General features: G+C 70.2%; 15 protein-coding genes. 6 read left to right on the forward strand and 9 right to left on the reverse strand.

Going from position 1 to position 17,235, the window contains the following annotated elements:
- Nucleotides 1–12 precede the first annotated feature (12 nt).
- From HRJ34_RS24755 to HRJ34_RS24765, 3 genes are read left to right on the forward strand one after another with little or no spacing between them, the layout of a single operon-like run.
- Nucleotides 13–1,236 (forward strand): metal-dependent hydrolase family protein, encoded by a 1,224-nt coding sequence (locus HRJ34_RS24755; RefSeq protein ID WP_011952558.1) that lies wholly within the window; start codon nucleotides 13–15, stop codon nucleotides 1,234–1,236.
- A complete protein-coding gene (locus HRJ34_RS24760; protein WP_208632734.1) occupies nucleotides 1,233–1,766 on the forward strand; it encodes a peptidylprolyl isomerase in 534 nt (177 codons plus the stop codon). Before HRJ34_RS24755 ends, HRJ34_RS24760 begins: the two co-directional genes overlap by 4 nt.
- Nucleotides 1,763–2,713, forward strand: a complete 951-nt coding sequence (locus HRJ34_RS24765; RefSeq protein WP_208632735.1) for an ornithine cyclodeaminase family protein — start codon at nucleotides 1,763–1,765, stop codon at nucleotides 2,711–2,713. Before HRJ34_RS24760 ends, HRJ34_RS24765 begins: the two co-directional genes overlap by 4 nt.
- 21 nt (nucleotides 2,714–2,734) lie before the next feature.
- On the opposite strand, the gene HRJ34_RS24770 is transcribed toward HRJ34_RS24765, so the two are convergent.
- Entirely contained in the window at nucleotides 2,735–3,484 is a 750-nt protein-coding gene (locus HRJ34_RS24770; RefSeq protein ID WP_016746102.1) for an IclR family transcriptional regulator, read from the reverse strand.
- 84 nt (nucleotides 3,485–3,568) lie between these two features.
- On the opposite strand from HRJ34_RS24770, the gene HRJ34_RS24775 reads away from it, so the two are divergent.
- The 3 genes from HRJ34_RS24775 to HRJ34_RS24785 are packed head-to-tail and all read left to right on the forward strand — an operon-like array spanning nucleotide 3,569 to nucleotide 6,083.
- Nucleotides 3,569–4,777, forward strand: a complete 1,209-nt coding sequence (locus HRJ34_RS24775; RefSeq protein WP_208632736.1) for a CaiB/BaiF CoA transferase family protein — start codon at nucleotides 3,569–3,571, stop codon at nucleotides 4,775–4,777.
- Nucleotides 4,774–5,358, forward strand: a complete 585-nt coding sequence (locus HRJ34_RS24780) for a cysteine dioxygenase family protein (RefSeq protein ID WP_208632737.1) — start codon at nucleotides 4,774–4,776, stop codon at nucleotides 5,356–5,358. Before HRJ34_RS24775 ends, HRJ34_RS24780 begins: the two co-directional genes overlap by 4 nt.
- Nucleotides 5,355–6,083 (forward strand): enoyl-CoA hydratase/isomerase family protein, encoded by a 729-nt coding sequence (locus HRJ34_RS24785; RefSeq protein WP_208632738.1) that lies wholly within the window; start codon nucleotides 5,355–5,357, stop codon nucleotides 6,081–6,083. Before HRJ34_RS24780 ends, HRJ34_RS24785 begins: the two co-directional genes overlap by 4 nt.
- Here the strand turns inward: HRJ34_RS24785 and cobA are convergent.
- From cobA to HRJ34_RS24825, 8 genes are all read right to left on the reverse strand, one after another.
- Nucleotides 5,976–6,836 carry a uroporphyrinogen-III C-methyltransferase gene (gene cobA, locus HRJ34_RS24790; protein ID WP_208632739.1) on the reverse strand — a complete coding sequence of 287 codons (861 nt, stop codon included), beginning with the start codon at nucleotides 6,834–6,836 and terminating at the stop codon, nucleotides 5,976–5,978. The genes HRJ34_RS24785 and cobA overlap by 108 nt on opposite strands.
- The gene (locus tag HRJ34_RS24795) at nucleotides 6,823–9,447 is read right to left on the reverse strand and encodes a nitrate reductase (RefSeq protein WP_208632740.1); all 2,625 of its coding nucleotides are present in this window, start codon (nucleotides 9,445–9,447) and stop codon (nucleotides 6,823–6,825) included. The genes cobA and HRJ34_RS24795 overlap by 14 nt, the downstream gene beginning before the upstream one ends.
- Nucleotides 9,444–9,785: a nitrite reductase small subunit NirD gene (gene nirD, locus HRJ34_RS24800; protein WP_029549068.1), complete on the reverse strand. Its 342-nt coding sequence runs from the start codon at nucleotides 9,783–9,785 to the stop codon at nucleotides 9,444–9,446. Before nirD ends, HRJ34_RS24795 begins: the two co-directional genes overlap by 4 nt.
- Nucleotides 9,785–12,304: a nitrite reductase large subunit NirB gene (gene nirB / locus HRJ34_RS24805; protein WP_208632741.1), complete on the reverse strand. Its 2,520-nt coding sequence runs from the start codon at nucleotides 12,302–12,304 to the stop codon at nucleotides 9,785–9,787. The genes nirD and nirB overlap by 1 nt, the downstream gene beginning before the upstream one ends.
- A 231-nt stretch (nucleotides 12,305–12,535) precedes the next feature.
- Nucleotides 12,536–13,741 carry an alginate export family protein gene (locus tag HRJ34_RS24810; protein WP_208632742.1) on the reverse strand — a complete coding sequence of 402 codons (1,206 nt, stop codon included), beginning with the start codon at nucleotides 13,739–13,741 and terminating at the stop codon, nucleotides 12,536–12,538.
- A gap of 59 nt (nucleotides 13,742–13,800) precedes the next feature.
- Entirely contained in the window at nucleotides 13,801–15,045 is a 1,245-nt protein-coding gene (locus HRJ34_RS24815; RefSeq protein WP_011952546.1) for a nitrate/nitrite transporter, read from the reverse strand.
- 192 nt (nucleotides 15,046–15,237) lie between these two features.
- Nucleotides 15,238–16,470, reverse strand: a complete 1,233-nt coding sequence (locus tag HRJ34_RS24820; protein WP_208632743.1) for a CmpA/NrtA family ABC transporter substrate-binding protein — start codon at nucleotides 16,468–16,470, stop codon at nucleotides 15,238–15,240.
- Nucleotides 16,467–17,048: an ANTAR domain-containing response regulator gene (locus tag HRJ34_RS24825; RefSeq protein WP_011952544.1), complete on the reverse strand. Its 582-nt coding sequence runs from the start codon at nucleotides 17,046–17,048 to the stop codon at nucleotides 16,467–16,469. Before HRJ34_RS24825 ends, HRJ34_RS24820 begins: the two co-directional genes overlap by 4 nt.
- Nucleotides 17,049–17,235 lie beyond the last annotated feature (187 nt).

Raw genomic sequence — 17,235 nt, forward strand, 5'->3', positions numbered from 1 at the left:
AGGCCGCCCGTCATGACGACGATAGTGGCGAACTGCACCCTGTTCGACGGCGTGTCGGGCGACATGCTGCCCGGCCGGTCGCTGCTGATCCGCGACGGCCGGATCGCCGAGATCCACGATCGCCCGATCGCGAGCGCGGCGGCGACGGTCGTCGACGTCGCCGGCCGCACCGTGATGCCGGGGCTGATCGACGCGCATTTCCATGCTTATGCCGCCGAGGTGAACCTCGCCACGCTCGATCGCACCCGTCCCGAGCTGCGCGCGCTCTATGCCCGCAAGGCGCTGGAGGATGCGCTGCAGCGCGGCTTCACCACGGTGCGCGACGCGGCCGGCGGCGATCTCTCGCTGGCGGTCGCGATCGAGCGCGGGCTGATCAGGGGGCCGCGCTTCTTCTATTCGGGCCTCGCGCTCAGCCAGACCGGCGGCCATGGCGACATGCGCGGCACCGGGCCGGACTGCGGCTGCGGCTATTGCGGGTCGCTGACGATCCTCGCCGACGGCGTCGACGAGGTCCGCAAGGCGGCGCGCGAGCAGCTCCGGCTCGGCGCGACCCAGATCAAGCTGTTCCTGTCGGGCGGCGTCGCCTCCCCCTCCGATCCCTATTGGATGGCGCAATATTGCGACGACGAGCTGCGGGCGGCGGTCCATGAGGCGGCGACGCGGCGCACCTATGTGATGGCGCATGCCCATACCGCCGAGGCGGCGATGCGCTGCATCCGCAACGGCGTCCGATCGATCGAGCATGCGACGATCCTCGATCGCGCGACGGCGGAGGCGGTGGCCGCGGCCGAGGATGTCTATGCCGTCCCGACCCTGGTCACCTTCCGCAAGCTGATCGACGAAGGCGCGGCGCTCGGCCTGACCCCGGTCAGCCTCGCCAAGACGGTCGAGGTCGAGAAGCATGCGCTCCGGTCGCTCGACCTGTTGCATGGCGCCGGCGCCCGGATCGGCTTCGGCACCGATCTGCTCGGGCCGCTGATGGCCAGCCAGGCCGAGGAGTTCGCGCTGCGCCGCCAGGTGCAGCCGGCGATCGACATCCTGCGGTCGGCGACCTCGGTCAATGCCGCCCTGCTCAACCAGGCCGGCGAGCTGGGGGCGATCCGTCCGGGCTATTGCGCCGACCTGCTGGTCGTCGACGGCAACCCGCTCGACGACGTCGCCGTGCTGGCGCGGCCCGAACGGATCATGCTCGTGATGAAGGGCGGCGTGGTCCACAAGAACATCCTGCCGGCGTGACCGTCTCCGACGACGGAATCCGCCGCGTCCTGCTTTCGACGGACGACGGCGACATGACGATCGCCGTCGACGGCGTTCGCGCGCCCGCCAGTGCGGGCTATTTCCTGGGGGAGGTGCGGGCGGGCCGCTTCGACGGAACGAGCTTCTACCGGATCGCCACCCTCGCCAATCAGGAGCCCGGCCAGCCGGCGGCGATCGAGATCGTGCAGGGCGGCGGGCGCCAGCCGCTGGCGCCGACCAGCCCGATCATCCCGCACGAATCGACGCGCGACACCGGGCTGCGGCATCGGCGCGGCGCCATCTCGCTCGGCCGCTTCGCGCCCGGCGCCGTCTATGGCGGCTTCTTCCTGTGCGCGAGCGATCAGCCCGCGCTCGACTTCGGCGGAGGGCGTCAGCCGGACGGCCAGGGTTTCGCGGCGTTCGGCATGATAGCCGAAGGCCTCGACCTGCTCGATCGCCTCTTTGCCCGCGCCGAGTCGCAGGAGATATTGCGGCACGAGATTCCCATTCGCCGGATCATCCTGTTGTGAACGACCATGTGCCTTTCATCGGTCCCGACGAGGCGGCCCGACTGCTCGATCATGGCGTGCTGGTCGAGCGGCTCCGCGATGCGTTCCTCGCGCCGCCGATCGCGCCCAGCCGGCTGGCGGTGCCGCTCGACGACGGGGACTCGACGATGCTGGTGATGCCGGTCGCGCGGCCCGGAGGCCTGGCCGGCGTCAAGCTGGTCACCGTCCATCCGGCGCTGTCCGATCGTCCCGAAGGCGCCGTCCGCGCGCTCTGCGTGGCGATCGAGGCCGCGACCGGCGCGCCGCTGGCGATCATCGACGGCAACAGCGTGACCCACCGCCGCACCGCCGCGACATCGGTGCTCGCCGCCCGCGCCCTGGCGCGTGCCGATGCGGACAGCATTCTCGTCGTCGGTGCCGGTCACGTCGCCCAGGCGCTGTGCGAATGCTATTCGGCGCTGATGGCGCCCCGCCGCCTGCTCGTCTGGGCGCGCCGGCCCGACGCCGCCTCCGCCCTCGTCCGGCGGCTGGCCGAACAGGGCATCGCCGCCGCGCCCGTCGCCGATCTGGCGGCGGCGCTGCGCGAGGCCGACATCGTCAGCGTCGCGACCCTCGCGCGGCAGCCGCTGATCCTGGGCGCGGACGTGCGGCCGGGGACCCATGTCGATCTGGTCGGCGGCTTCACCCCGGCGATGCGCGAAGCCGACGACGATCTGATCGGCAAGGCCGTGCTGGTCGCCGACGGCATCGGCGCGCTCGACACGGCGGGCGACCTCGCCGGGCCGATCGAGCGCGGCGTCGTCGATCGCCGCGACATCCGCCTGCTTGCCGAGGTGCTGGCCGATCCCCGGCGCGGCCGGCGCGATGCGGAGGATATCACGCTGTTCAAGTCGGTCGGCCACGCGCTCGAGGATCTCGCCGCGATGGAGCTGATCGTCGAGGGCATGCTTCCCGCCCGGCGGGGATGACGATCAGGCTCTCTTCAAGGTCTAGCCCCGGTGGCGCAGGCTTTCGAGGATGTCCTTCGCCGCGCGCCGGACGAGGAGGGCCAGTTCCTCGCAGCGCGGTTCGCTGTCCAGGCGATAGCGCGGGCCCGACACGCCGACGGCCGCGGCGACGCCCCCCGAAGCGTCGGTGATCGGCGCGGCGAGCCCCCAGACGCTGTCGCGCCATTCGCCGCGATTGATCGAATGGCCGTTGGCCCTGGCCTCGGCGAGCTCCTCGCGCAGCCTGGCCGGGTCGGTGATGGTGAAGGGCGAATGCCGTTCCAGGTCGACGAGCAGGCGCGACAGCTCCGCGTCGGCGAGCTGCGACAGCATCGCCTTCCCCGTCGCCACGCAATGGGCCGGCGCCCGCCCGCCCAGCCGCGTATAGGCGCTCACCGGCTCCGGGCTGTCGATCTTGTCGATATAGACGACCTCCCGGCCGTCGAGGATCGCGAGATGGACGGTCTCCCGCGATTGCTCGGCGAGCCGGTGCAGGGCTTCGGCGGCGCGGGACCGGATGTCGAGGCGGTTCATGACCTGCGTGCCCAGTTCCCAGATCCGGATGCTGGGAAGGAAGTCCTTGGTCCTCGGGTCCTGCCGGATGAATCCGGCGCTCTCCAGCGTCTTCAGCACACGATAGGCGTTGCTCTTGGTGAGGTTCAGGCTCTCGGCGACGTCCATGATCCGCACGTTGCGATCGGCATGGGCGACATGGGTCAGCACCTGCAATCCCTTCAACAGGGTCTTGTCCATCGGCTCTCGCTTGACAGGCCGCTCGGCGCAGCCTTATTTCGTATCATCATTCGAAAGATCGTTCCATATATTGGAATTCCTCATATGAAAACCCCCAACCGTCAGGACTATGCCCAGAAGGATCAGGGGCCCGCCGCGGAGCCCTTCCAGGGCGTGAGGGTGATCGAATTCTGCAACGTCGCGGCGGGGCCGTTCTGCGGGATGCTGCTGGCCGACATGGGCGCCGACGTCGTCAAGGTGGAGTCCAGGTCGGGCGACACGTTGCGGCAATGGCCGCCCATCGTCGACGGGTTCAGCGAGAATTTCGCCTCGCTCAATCGGAACAAGCGCTCGATTGCGCTCGACCTCAAGGACCCGGAGGACCGCGATGTCGCGAAGCGCCTGATCGCGGTGGCCGACGTCGTGATCGAGAACAACCGGCCCGGCGCGATGGCGCGGCTCGGCCTCGGCTACGACGCCTTCGCGCAGGACCATCCCCGGCTGATCTATTGCTCGCTGTCCGCCTTCGGGCAGAGCGGTCCGCGCGCCGGGGACGGTGGCTTCGACGTCACCGTCCAGGCGATGTCCGGGATCATGAGCGTGACGGGCGAGGCCGACGGCGCGCCGGTCAAGGCCGGCGTCCCGGTTTCCGACTTCGCGACCGGGCTGTACGGCGCGTTCGCGGTGGCGTCGCTGCTGGCGCGGGTGCGCGCGGGCGGCGAGGGTGGCCATGTCGACGTGTCGATGCTCGGAAGCAGCCTGGCGATCTCGGCGTTGCAGGTCAGCGAGTTCTTCGGGAGCGGGCGCGATCCCGTCCGGCTCGGCGCGGCGCATCCGCGCAACGCGCCCTATCAGGCGTTCCGCGCCGGCGACGGCGACTTCGTGTTGGCCGCCGGCAACGACAAGCTGTGGCGGAGCGTCTGCGAGATCGTCGGCCGGATCGATCTGCTCGACGATTCCCGCTTCCGCTCGACGCGCGACCGCGCGGCGCATCAGGGGGAGCTCGCGGTCATCCTCAACGCCGCCTTTGCCGGCCGCAGCGTCGCTGACCTGCTCGCGGCGTTCGAGGCGGCTGGCGTCCCGTGCAGCCGGATCAACAGCTATTCGGAGGCGCTCGCCGAGCCGCAGGTCGCGCATATGGGATGGGTCCGCGAGGTGGTGCTGCCGACCGGCAAGGCGAGCCGGATCTTCGGATCGCCGATCGGCATCGGCAACACCCCCCATCGCATCCGGCACGCGCCGCCGGCGCTCGACGCGGATCGCGAGGATATCCTGCGCGAGCTCGCGGCGACGCGGTTGCAGGCCGCGTCATGACGCAGGGCGGACAGCCGCGCTTCGCCGCCTTCCTCGCTTTCCTGACCGAGCAGGCGGAGGAGCGAGGGAAATCCGAGGCGGCGATCCTCGCCGGGACCGCGCCGCATCTGGCCGCGCTGGTGGCCGAGGACGACTGGCTCGACGAGGCCTTTGCCCGGCCCGACGCCGGCCGCTATCAGCAGCACCTGCTGTTCTGCGATCCGCTGCGCCGGTTTTCGGTCGTCAGCTTCGTCTGGGGGCCGGGACAGGCGACGCCGATCCACGACCACATGACCTGGGGCCTGGTGGGCATGCTGCGCGGCGCCGAGATATCCGAGGGTTTCGCGTTGCGATCCGGCGTGCCGGTGAAGACCGGCGAGGTCCGGCTGGAGCCGGGGGACGTGATCGCCCTCTCGCCCGCCGAGGGGGACATCCACCGCGTCCGCAACGCCCATGCCGATCGCGTCTCGATCAGCATCCATGTCTATGGCGACGATATCGGCCGGGTGGATCGGCACATCTTCTCGCCCGAAGGCGATGTGAAGGGCTTCGTGTCGGGCTATTCGAACGCGCTTCTCCCGAATCTCTGGGGGCGGGCGTGACGGGGGAGCTTGTCGTCTCCCGTTCGGGCGAGGTCCACCGGCTGACGTTGAACCGACCCGGCAAGGGGAACAGCCTTTCGGCCGACCTGGTCGAGGCGCTTCACGACAGTCTCGACGCGGTCGAACAGGCCAAGGGGCGCGTGCTGATCCTGCAGGGCGAGGGCCGCAATTTCTGCACCGGCTTCGACCTCGGCGATCTCGACGGTGCCAGCGACGGCGATCTGCTGTGGCGGTTCGTGCGGATCGAGCAGCTGCTCGCGCGGCTGTGGCAGGCGCCGTTCGCCACCATCGCCGTGGGCAAGGGCAGGGTGTTCGGGGCCGGCGCCGACCTGCTCGTCGCCTGCGGGCGGCGCATCGTTGTCGAGCAGGCGACGTTCAGCTTTCCCGGCGCCGGCTTCGGCCTGGTGCTCGGCACGCGCAGGCTCGCCCATCGCATCGGCGAGACGGCCGCGCAGCATGTCGTCGCCAGCGGCGCAGCGATCGCGGCGGAGGAGGCGGTCCGGCTGAACCTGGCGACGGCCTGCGTCGCGGAGCCCGACCTCCAGGCGACGCTCGATTGCGAGGTCGCCGTGGCGACGCGGCTCGACCGGGAAACCCATGCCGCGATCGCCGAGGCGTCACGATCGGACGCGGGCGCGCTCGATCGGGACCTGGCGATGCTCGTCCGCTCCGCCGCGCGTCCCGGCCTGCGGCAGCGGATCGAGGTCTATCGAGCCCGAAGGTAGCGAGCGGGCCGCGCCGGGATCGGCCACGGCCGCGCCGATCAGGATCAGCGTCGGCAGACCTTCAGCAAAGGCGTCGGTCGCCAGGGGCAGCAGATCCAGCCGGGTACGGAGCTGCCGCTCGTCGGGCAGGCTGACATTGCACAGGATCAGCACCGGCGTCGTCGGCGCCAGCCCGGCGTCGATCAGCGACCGGCTGATCTCGGCGGCGGCGTCCCGGCCCATATAGATCGCCAGTGTCGCCCCTTCGTCGGCGAGCGCCGTCCAGTCGAGGTCGAGGCCCGCGCCCCGCCGGCTGTGCGCGGTGACGAACTGGACGCGCCGGGCGACGCCGCGCAGCGACAGGGAGATTCCGGCGGACGCCGCCGCGGCGCTGGCTGTCGTGATCCCGGGGCAGATCCGCGCCGGGATTCCCGCCGCGCGCAACGCGTCGAGTTCCTCGGCCGCCCGCCCGAACAGCGCGGGATCGCCGCCCTTGAGCCGCACCACCCGCTTTCCCGCCAGCGCGGCTTCGACGAGCAGGGCGTTGGTCGATGGCTGCGCCTTCGAATGCCGGCCCGAACGCTTGCCGACGCTCACCCGTTCGGCATCGCCGGTGGCCAGGTCGAGGATGGCGAGGCCGACCAGCGCGTCATGGAAGATGATGTCGGCGGCTGCGATCAGCCGCTCGGCCTTGCGGGTCAGCAGGTCGGGATCGCCCGGGCCCGCGCCGACCAGCCAGACGCTGCCCGGGGCGATCACTTCATCCGGCGGCATGGATCGTCTCCTCGGTTCGGCCGACATCGGCGAGGATGCGGGCGAGGGCGGGTCGGCAGGACCCGCAATTGGTGCCCGCGCCGATCGCCTTGCCGATCGCGCCGATGTCGGCGAGCCGCTGCTCGGCGATGGCGGCGGCGATCGTCCCGAGGCCGATGTCGAAGCAGACGCACACCACCGGTCCGCGATCGGGCATGGCGCCGGGCGGCCGGCCGGCGAGCAGGGTCGGCGCCACCTGCGGCGCGTCGAGCTGCGCGATCAGCCAGTCGCGGCCGGGCAGCTCGCCGGTCCGGGTCAGGAACAGCGCCGCCGCCAGCCGCTCCTCGACGATCACCGCCACCCGGCGGGTCCCGCGCGCCGGATCGCTGGCCTCGATCCGTGCGCCCGCGGGAAGCCAGCCGTCGAGCGCCACGGCATCGCCGGCGCCGGCCAGTTCGTAGAGCGCGCCGCCGGCGACGGCGACCCGCGTCGCCCACAGCGCGGGCGGCAGGCCCGCCCGGCCCGCCGCTTCGCGCAGGATCAGGAAGGCGCGCCATTCGACGGCCACCTTCTCCAGCCGCGCCGGGGTCGACTTGAAGCCGGGCTGGCCCGAATGCGGATCGGTCAGCGGCCGGGGCAGCAGGCCGGTGCGGCCGCCGGTCGACTGGCGGTCGGTCCAGTGGATCGGCGTGAAGATCTCCCCCCGGCGCTGGCCTTCGCTTGCCGCGACGCGGAACAGGCTGTCGCCCTGCGGGGTCGCGACGCGGGCGATGTCGCCGTCCCGGAGGCCGAGCCGCGCGGCGTCGTCGGGGTTGATCTCGACCAGCGGCTCGGCGCGATGGCGGGCGAGTTTCGGCGACAGGCCGGTGCGGGTCATCGTGTGCCACTGGTCGCGATAGCGGCCGGTGTTGAGGGTCAGCGGCCAGTTGCGCAGCGGCTCGGGCAGCGGAGCCTGCGCCACCGGCACGAGCCGCGCCCGTCCGTCCGTCGTCGGGAAGCGACCGTCGGCGAAAGGCCGGTCGAGCCAGCGCATCGGCTCCATCGCCTCATAGGCGGGATTGCCGATCGCGCCATGGCCGGGGAGGGCGAACAGCCGGGTGCCGTCATTTTCATAGGCCGAGAGGCGGGCATGCTCGCGATAGATGTCGGCCGGCCGGTCGTAGCCGAAGGCGCTGGCCCAGCCCATCCGCGCGGCGACCTCCTTGACGATCCACCAGTCGGGCTTCGCCTCGCCGGGCGCCGTCAGCACCGGGCGCTGGCGGCTGATGCGCCGTTCGCTGTTGGTGACGGTGCCGTCCTTCTCGGCCCAGGCGGCGGCGGGCAGGCGGACATGGGCGAAGTGGCCGGTGTCGGTGTCGGCCATCACGTCGGAGACGACGACGAAGGGGCAGGCGGCCAGCGCGTCGCGCACCCGGCCCGCGTCGGGCATCGAGACGGCGGGGTTGGTGGCCATCACCCACAGCGCCTTGATCCGTCCTTCCCCGATCGCCCTGAACATGTCGACCGCCTTGAGGCCGGGCTTCGTCGCCACCGCCGGCGCCGACCAGAAGCGCCCGACGCGCGCGACCTCGTCCGGCGCGAAGCCCATATGCGCGGCGAGGGTCGAGGCGAGCCCGCCGACCTCGCGTCCGCCCATCGCATTGGGCTGGCCGGTGATCGAGAAGGGCGCCGCGCCCGGCTTGCCGATGCGCCCGGTGGCGAGGTGGAGGTTGATGATCGCGTTGACCTGATCGGTGCCGCGCAGCGCCTGGTTGATCCCCTGGCTGAACAGGGTGACGGTGCGGGGATGGGCGGCGAACAGCTCGTAGAAGCGCAGCAGCGCTTCGGGCGCGACGTCGCACGTCCTGGCGACGCTCCATGGATCTCCGCCCTGGCCGATCACGTCCCAGAAACCCTCGGGAATCGACAGGCTGGCGTCGAGGAAAGCCTGGTCGATCAGCCCCGCCCGCCGGCAATGAGCGAGCAGCCCGTTCATCAGCGCGACGTCGCTGCCCGGCCGGATCGGCAGATGCAGGTCCGCATCCTCGCAGGTCTCGGTGCGGCGCGGATCGATCACGACGAGCTTCGCGCCGCGCTTCTCGCGGGCGGCCTGGATGCGCTGATAGACGATCGGGTGACACCAGGCGGTGTTGGAGCCGACCAGGATGAACAGGTCTGCCTCGTCGAGATCGTCATAGCTGGCCGACACCACGTCCTCGCCGAAGGCGCGCAGGTGGCCCGCGACCGCGCTCGACATGCACAGCCGCGAATTGGTGTCGATATTGGCCGAGCCGATGAAGCCCTTCATCAGCTTGTTGGCGACGTAATAATCCTCGGTCAGCAGCTGGCCCGAGACATAGAAGGCGACGCTGTCGGGCCCATGCCTGGCGATCGTCTCCCGGAAGCGGCGGGCGACGAGGTCGAGCGCCTTGTCCCACCCGGCGCGCCTGTCGCCGATCATCGGGTGGAGCAGCCGGCCGGCGAGACCGACCGTCTCGCCCAGATGGGTGCCCTTCGAACAGAGCCGGCCGCGATTGGCGGGATGATCGGGATCGCCCGCGATCGTCATGGCTCGATCGCCGGTGCGGGTGGCCAGCACGCCGCAGCCGACCCCGCAATAGGGACAGGTCGTGCGGACCGGCGCCCCGCTCATGCCGCCAGCGTCGCCAGCATCGCGATCCGCGAGATCAGGATGCGGCCGGCATCGGCGCGTACCGGGATAGTTGGCACGCAGCCCTCGTCCTCGCCCAGCGCCTCGCCGGTCGACAGCGAGATGCGCCAATTGTGCAGCGGGCAGGCGACCGCGTCGCCATGGACGATGCCCTGGCTCAGATGCCCCTGCTTGTGCGGGCAGCGGTTGACGAGGGCATAGAGCCTGTTGCCCGCCGTGCGGAAGATCGCGATCTCCTCGCCGTTCGCGGCCTTGATGGTGCGGGCGCCACGCAGCGGTATCTCCACCAGCGCGCCGACGTCGATCCAGTCTCCGGTCATCATCGCGCTCCCTCCGCGGCCAGGATTTCGAGGGGGCGGAACTCGCCCAGATGGGCATGCTGCTCGCGGTCCTTGCCGGCGGCGCGGGCGGCCCAGGGATCATCCTGCGAGAAGCTCTGCGAGAAGAGGAAGCGCGCGGTCAGCGCCTCGCGGCCGACCGCGTCCTCGACGATGCGGCGGCGGACATGGTCGATGCCCACCCGCTCGATCCACGGCGCGGTCCGCTCGAGATACCAGGCCTCCTCGCGGTAGAGCTGGATGAAGGCGGCGATATGGTCGAGCGCCTGCTGCTCGGTCGCGACCTTGCACAGCAGGTCGGTGCCGCGCAGCTTCATGCCGCCATTGCCGCCGACGTGCAGCTCATAGCCGCTGTCGACGCAGATCACGCCGAAATCCTTGATCGTCGCCTCGGCGCAGTTGCGCGGGCAGCCGGACACCGCGATCTTGAACTTGTGGGGCATCCACGAGCCCCAGCTCATCTTCTCCGCCTTGACGCCGAGGCCGGTCGAATCCTGCGTGCCGAAGCGGCACCATTCCGAACCGACGCAGGTCTTCACCGTGCGCAGCGCCTTGCCATAGGCATGGCCCGAGACCATCCCGGCGGCGTTGAGGTCGGCCCAGACGGCGGGCAGGTCCTCCTTCCTGATCCCGAAGATATCGAGCCGCTGGCCGCCAGTCACCTTGACCATCGGCGCGTCATATTTCTCGACGACATCGGCGATCGCGCGCAGCTCGCGCGGGTTGGTCAGGCCGCCCCACATGCGGGGCACCACCGAATAGGTGCCGTCCTTCTGGATGTTGGCGTGGAGGCGTTCGTTGACGAAGCGGCTCTGCTGGTCGTCGACATAGGCGCCGGGCCAGGCGCAGAGCAGATAATAGTTGAGCGCCGGGCGGCAGGAGGAGCAGCCGTCGGGCGTCGTCCAGTGGAGCTTCTGCATCACCTCGGGGATCGATCGCAGCTCCTGCGCGACGATCTCGCGGCGGACGTCGTCATGGGTGAAGCTGCTGCACTTGCAGATCGTCTTCGGCCCGGACTCGACCGCGTCGCCCAGGGCGAGGGCGAGGAGATTCTCGACCAGTCCGGTGCAGGAGCCGCAGCTTGCCGAGGCCTTGCAGGTCGCGCGCACCGCGTCGAGGCTGCACGCGCCGGCCTGGATCGAGGCGACGACCTTGCCCTTGGAGACGCCGTTGCAGCCGCAGATCTCGGCATCGTCCGAGAGCGCCGCAACGGCCGCCTTAGGGTCCGCCTGCCCCCCTCCCTGGGCGAAGGCCTGTCCGAAGATGATCAGGTCGCGGATGGAGGAGACGTCGTCGCCTTTCCTCAGCAGGTCGAAATACCAGCTTCCGTCGGCGGTATCGCCGTAGAGCACCGCGCCGACGACCTTGTCCTCGCGCAGCACCACCCGCTTGTAGATCCCGCGCGCGGCGTCGCGCAGGACGATGTCCTCCGCCCCGTCGCCGCCCGAGAAGTCGCCCGCCGAGAAGACGTCGATGCCCGAGACCTTGAGCTTGGTCGAGGTGACCGAGCCGCGATAGCCGCTCGGCTCGGCGACCAGCCCGTCGGCCAGCGCGCGGCACATCTCCCACAGCGGGGCGACCAGGCCGTAGACCTGTCCGTCATGCTCCACGCATTCGCCGACCGCGAGGATCGCGGGATCGCTGGTCACCATATGGTCGTCGACCTGGATGCCGCGCCCGACCGCCAGCCCCGCCGCGCGCGCCAGCGCAGTCGACGGCCGGATGCCGACCGCCATGACGACCAGGCTGGCCGGGATGGTGCTGCCGTCCTTCAGCGCCACGCCCTCGACCTTGCCGTCGCCGACGATCGCCGCGGTGTCGGCGCCGGTCAGGATGGTCTGGCCACGCCGTTCCAGCTCGGTCTTGAGCAGCCAGCCGGCCGCCTCGTCGAGCTGGCGCTCCATCAGGGTCGGCATCAGGTGGAGCACGGTCACCTTCATGCCGCGCAGGCTGAGGCCGTGCGCCGCCTCCAGCCCGAGCAGGCCGCCGCCGATGACGACGGCGTCGCCGCCCCGATCGGCCGCCGCCAGCATCGCGTCGACGTCCTTCATGTCGCGGAAGCTGATCACGCCGGGCAGGTCCTTGCCGGGCACCGGGATGATGAAGGGATCGGAGCCGGTCGCGATCAGCAGCCGGTCATAGCCGACCGTGCGGCCGCTGTTCGCGGTCACCGTCCGGGCGGCGCGGTCGATCGCGACGACCGGATCGCCCGCGACCAGTTCGATGCCGTTGTCGGCATACCAGGCGGCGTCGTTGATCACGATCTCGTCGAAGCTCTTCTCGCCGGCCAGCACCGGCGACAGCATGATCCGGTTGTAGTTCACATGCGGCTCGGCGCCGAAGATGGTGATGCGGAAGCGGCCCGGATCGCGCGCCAATATCTCCTCGACCGCGCGGCAGCCCGCCATGCCGTTGCCGATGACGACGAGCCGCTGCGTCCCGACCGTGTCGGGAGCGTCGTCGCGATCCTCGGCGCCGATGCCCGTGCCCTGAAAATCCATCTTCCAAGCTCCAGAAACGAAAAAGGCCGCCATGCGGACGCTGGAAGATCCAGCGCCTGCATGGCGGCCTTGCCATCATCGTGAACCGGCGGACCCGCCGGGACGATGCATCCGCGACACCCGACCCTGGATGCTCCGGACTATGTTCGATCGGACGACCTTGCCCGTTCGAAAAGGAGGATGGCGCGAATCGCGCCATCGCTCAAGTGAAAATTTTGCACTGCGGCATAGTCAGAAGGTCCAATCCGCCTGCAGCCAGAATTTGCGGGTGTCGGTGGCGAAGCGCTTCGCCCGATAGTCGGCATAGCGCGCGCCGAGCGTCGTGCGCCCGACCCTCGCGGTGACGAGCAGGTCGAGCTCGTCGCCATAATGGCGGCCGAGCCGGTCGCTGTCGAAACGGTGCCACGTCGCCTCGACCGCGATCAGGTCGAACGCACCGGCCTTCTTCCAGCCATGGCCCGCGCCGGCATGGATATCGCGAACGCCGTCGGATGGCGTGGCCAGGAATTTGTCGGCCCAGCCCTGGAATTTGAAGCTGCTGGCCAGCGGCGTCTGGAAGCTGGTCAGCGCCGCGCCATGGCTCGCGCCGAGCTGCTCATAACCGAGGTCGACCTTGAACGACGCGATGTCGAGCGTCGCGTCGGCCAGATGATAGTCGGCATGATAGGCGTTCGGATTGCGGTGCCAGTCGCTCTGCCGGGCATAGCCGAGGACATAGGAGAGCCTGACCGCGCGGGACAGCGCACGGCTTCCCGACAGGCGCGCGCCATAGGTCTGGCTCGACAGCGCGAAGCCCTGCACCGCCGCCTCGTCCTGGTCGACCAGATAGGCGAAGCCGGCGAGCGTGCCGATCGGCGTCGCATAGCCGATCGTCACGAAGACATTGTCGCCCGAAACCGCCTGCTGCCGCGCGCCGCGCCCGTCGATGCCCCAGATGCTGCGCACCGACCAGGCATAGGCGGCGTCGATCTTGAGGCGGGGCAGGCCGATCCATTCGACGCGCAGCGCGTCGAAGGTCTGGCCGTTGTCGCGGAAGCCGACTGCGCCGACGAAGCGTTCGTCGTCGATCGCGATCCGCTGGCGTCCCGCAGTCAGCGTCAGCGCCTTGCTCTTGTAGCGGAGCTGGGCGCGATAGAGCCCGATCGATTGCGGGTCGGCGACCAGCGGACGGGTCGCGGCGCCCCGCAGTCCGTCGAAATAATCGTCGACGGCTGCGAGCGTCCCTTGTCCCTCGACCAGCGCGGACCAGGCCCCGTTGCCGGCCTGCACCCCGCCGCGCAGGCGCAGGGTCAGGGCATCGGCCGTGTCGAGAAGGCCGTCCTGCTCGGCATGTTCGTAGCGGATACGGGCGTCGATCAGCGGTTCGAGCGCGATCTTCCCGGCGCAAGCGGGCCCTGCGGCGGCCAGCACGGCCGCCGTCGCGATGATGGTCTTCATGGGAACCCCTTCCGGATGCGGGCGCCGTCTCCCTGACGGCGCCCGCACCTCATATCGGATCAGATGCGGACGCCGGCCTTCGCGGCGTCCCAGTCGCGACGCCAGCGGCGCTTGACTCCGGCGAGTGCTGCAAAGGCGAGCAGGCACAGGCCGGCGAAGATCAGGAAACCGGGCTGGTAGCTGCCGCTGAGCTGCCGGGCGAAGCCGAGCGAGGAGGACAGGTAGAAGCCGCCGATGCCGCCCGCCATGCCGACCAGGCCGGTCATCACGCCGATCTCGGCCCGGAAGCGCTGCGGGACGAGCTGGAACACCGATCCGTTGCCGGTGCCGAGCGCGAGCATCGCGACGACGAAGGTGGCGAGCGCCGCGCCGATCATGTGCGTCGCGCTGACCCCGGCGAGGGCCGCCGCCGCGACCAGATAGACGATCGACAGCGCCCTCACGCCGCCGATCCGATCGGCCAGCGCGCCGCCGAGCGGGCGGACCAGCGATCCGGCGAAGACGCAGGCTGCCGTGCAATAGCCGGCCATCACCGGGCTCAGCCCGAACTGGTCGGTGAAGTAGATCGGCAGCGACGCGGCGAGGCCGACGAAACCGCCGAAGGTGACGCCGTAGAACAGCATCAGCCACCAGGCGTCGGCGGTCCCGAGTGGTTCGAGATAGGCGGCGAGCTTCTTCGGCGCGGGAGCCCCCGGCGCGTCCTTCGCCATCAGCATATAGGCGACGAAGACCAGGGCCAGCGGGATGCAGGCGAGGCCCAGCACCGCGTTCCAGCCGAACAGATGCGCGAGGCCCGGCGCGAACAAGGCCGCGAGCACGGTGCCCGAATTGCCCATGCCGGCGATGCCCATCGCCTTGCCCTGATGCTCCGGCGGATACCAGCGGCTGGCGAGCGGCAGCGCGATCGCGAAGCTCGCCCCGGCGAAGCCGAGGACGACGCCGAGCGCGAGCGTGCCGGCGAAGCTGGTCACGCCCGTCATCCAGGCCGTGAACAGGCCGGCGATGACGATGAGCTGGCTGATCGCGCCCGAGCGCTTCGGCCCGATCCGGTCGACCAGCAGGCCGTTGACGACGCGCAGGATCGCGCCCGCCAGGGTCGGCGTCGCGACCATCAGCCCCTTCTGCGCGGGGGTGAGGCCGAGCGACGCGGCGATGTCGGGGCCGAGCGGGCCGAGCATCACCCAGACCATGAAGGCCAGGTCGAAATAGAGAAAGGCCGCGATCAGCGTGGGCTTGTGCCCTGCGCTCCAGAAACCGTCGCCCTTTGCCGGGCGATCCTGATTGTCCCAATATGCGGTAGCCATGTGCCAGCCCCCAATCTCGTGGAAAAACGAAAAAAGCCGCCTCCGATCGGCCCTTGGCGGGGATCGGACAGCGGCTTTGCTGCTATTCGCTGGAAACGCCCCCGGCGTTGGGGGCGGGTTCCTCTGGGCGCGCTTCGTCGCGCGACGGACCCTTGATCCGCTATCGACGCCTTGTTCGCAAGTGCAAAAAAATCACCTGGGCGACAGGCCGGCCAGATAGGCCTCGATATTGTGCGGATCGAACACCCGCCCATCGAAGAAGCGATCGGGGCCCAGGGTCAGCGCCCCGCTGTGCGATCCGACGCCGGTCGGGGTCGCGATCGCGCCTTCCACCTTCATGCTCGCGCCCGGCATCGGCACGTCGCTGCCGGCCAGCGCGCGGCGATAGACGTCCGACCGGAAGACGTCGGCGGCGCGGCGCTCGGTAGCCTCGTCCTTCTCCACCATCCTCCAGCGGACGAGCTGCGAATAGATCCACAAAGCCTGGCTGCGCCACGGGAAGTTCGCCGCCTCGCGGTCGAAGATCATGAAATCGTCGATCGCCACCGGCGCGGTCCCTGGCCGCAGCAGGATGCGCCCCTCCAGGGCGGGCAGGATCGTCGCGGCCGGCTGGCCGACATAGCCGGCCCGTTCGAGCATCGCCGCCAGCTCGCCATGATGGGCGGGGTCGTCGCACCAGGCCGCCGCCCGCGCCATCGCGCCCAGGAAGCGGTCGACCATGTCGGCATGGTCGTCCATCCAGTCGGTGCGGAAGGCCAGCACCTTCTCCACGCCGCGCCGCCAGATGCGCGATCCCACCGCGACGATCTCCGCCAGCCCCGCCGTGACCGCGACGCTGCTCCACGGCTCGCCCGCGATGAAGCCGTCGATCTCGCCCGACCGCAGCGCCTCGACCATCAGCGACGGCGGCAGCACGCGCAGCGCCAGATCGCGGTCGGGATCGATCCCGGCATAGCCGAGCCAGTAGCGCAGCATCAGCGCATGGCTCGAATAGCGGTGGACGATGCCGACCACCGGCTTGCGGCGATGGAGGCCGATCGCGGCGGCGAAATCATGCGCCGCGCCCTCCGGGTCGGCGATGCGCTTGACGGGATCGGGATCGAGCGCGGCGACGAACTCGGTCGACATCGCCAGCGCATTGCCGTTGAGGTTGAGCTTGAACGGCGCCGACAGCGCCGCCGGATGCTGGCTGAGCCCCAGCGTCACGGCGATGGCGAGCGGGGCCAGCATATGCGCGCCCTGCACCTGGCCATAGACCAGCATGTCGCGCACCGTCGCCCAGCTCGTCGCGCGGTGCAGCGAGAGGTCGAAGCCCGCCTCCGCGGCGAACCCCTTCTCCCGCGCGGCGACGAGCGGGGCGCTGTCGGTCAGCGGCAGGAAGGCGATCGAGATCGGCGTCGGGGCGGACATCGGCGGGGCGCTCATTCCGTGCCTCCCAGCAGGCTGTGGGCGGTGATCAGGGCTTCGGCCACCTCGACGATCTTCCTTCCCTGGTTCATCGCGGTCGAGCGGAGCAGCGCATAGGCCTCGGGCTCCGGCAGGTCGCGGCTCTTCATCAGCAGCGCCTTGGCGCGGTCGATCGTCTTGCGGTCGGCCAGCGCCGAGCGGGCCTCGTCCAGATCGGCCTGCATTTTGGCGAAGGCATTGAAGCGGCGAATGGCGAGGTCGAGGATCGGCTTCACCCGCTCCTTGCGCAGCCCGTCGACGACATAGGCGGACACCCCGGCATCGATCGCCGCGCCGATCATCTGGTCGTCCGACTGGTCGACGAACATCGCGATCGGGCGGGCGAGGGCGCGGCTCACCGCCAGCATCTCCTCCAGACTGTCGCGGCTGGGGCTGCCCAGGTCCATCAGGACGACGTCGGGCGCCATCCGTTCCAGCTTGGCGACCCAGGCGCCGAGCGGGGGGACGAGGTGGATATCGTCATAGCCGGCCTCGCGCAGCCCGTCCTCGAGGACGGTCGCGCGCAATCCGCTGTCGTCGACGATCACGATCCGCAAAACGCCCCCACTCCGAATCGCCGCTGCGCCATCCCATGTTGCAGTGCAACCATGTGATGCCCTGCTACGCCGATGCGATCCATCCTTTTCGCGCAAAGGAACGAACATGCGATCGGACGAGCGAGACAGGGCGTGACATCGCGCACCTTGCATGGGTATTCGCCAGCAGGGGGATTGGTCCGGGCGG

The organism is Rhizorhabdus wittichii (assembly GCF_017607425.1).
Classification (GTDB): Bacteria; Pseudomonadota; Alphaproteobacteria; order Sphingomonadales; family Sphingomonadaceae; genus Rhizorhabdus; species Rhizorhabdus wittichii.

Coding starts and splice junctions, on each gene's coding strand:
- HRJ34_RS24810 (WP_208632742.1), bottom strand. CDS start 13,741: ATGAAGACCATCATCGCGACGGCGGCCGTGCTGGCCGCCGCAGGGCCC.
- HRJ34_RS24775 (WP_208632736.1), top strand. CDS start 3,569: ATGAAAACCCCCAACCGTCAGGACTATGCCCAGAAGGATCAGGGGCCC.
- HRJ34_RS24815 (WP_011952546.1), bottom strand. CDS start 15,045: ATGGCTACCGCATATTGGGACAATCAGGATCGCCCGGCAAAGGGCGAC.
- cobA (WP_208632739.1), bottom strand. CDS start 6,836: ATGCCGCCGGATGAAGTGATCGCCCCGGGCAGCGTCTGGCTGGTCGGC.
- HRJ34_RS24795 (WP_208632740.1), bottom strand. CDS start 9,447: ATGAGCGGGGCGCCGGTCCGCACGACCTGTCCCTATTGCGGGGTCGGC.
- HRJ34_RS24820 (WP_208632743.1), bottom strand. CDS start 16,470: ATGAGCGCCCCGCCGATGTCCGCCCCGACGCCGATCTCGATCGCCTTC.
- nirB (WP_208632741.1), bottom strand. CDS start 12,304: ATGGATTTTCAGGGCACGGGCATCGGCGCCGAGGATCGCGACGACGCT.
- HRJ34_RS24770 (WP_016746102.1), bottom strand. CDS start 3,484: ATGGACAAGACCCTGTTGAAGGGATTGCAGGTGCTGACCCATGTCGCC.
- HRJ34_RS24780 (WP_208632737.1), top strand. CDS start 4,774: ATGACGCAGGGCGGACAGCCGCGCTTCGCCGCCTTCCTCGCTTTCCTG.
- HRJ34_RS24755 (WP_011952558.1), top strand. CDS start 13: ATGACGACGATAGTGGCGAACTGCACCCTGTTCGACGGCGTGTCGGGC.
- nirD (WP_029549068.1), bottom strand. CDS start 9,785: ATGACCGGAGACTGGATCGACGTCGGCGCGCTGGTGGAGATACCGCTG.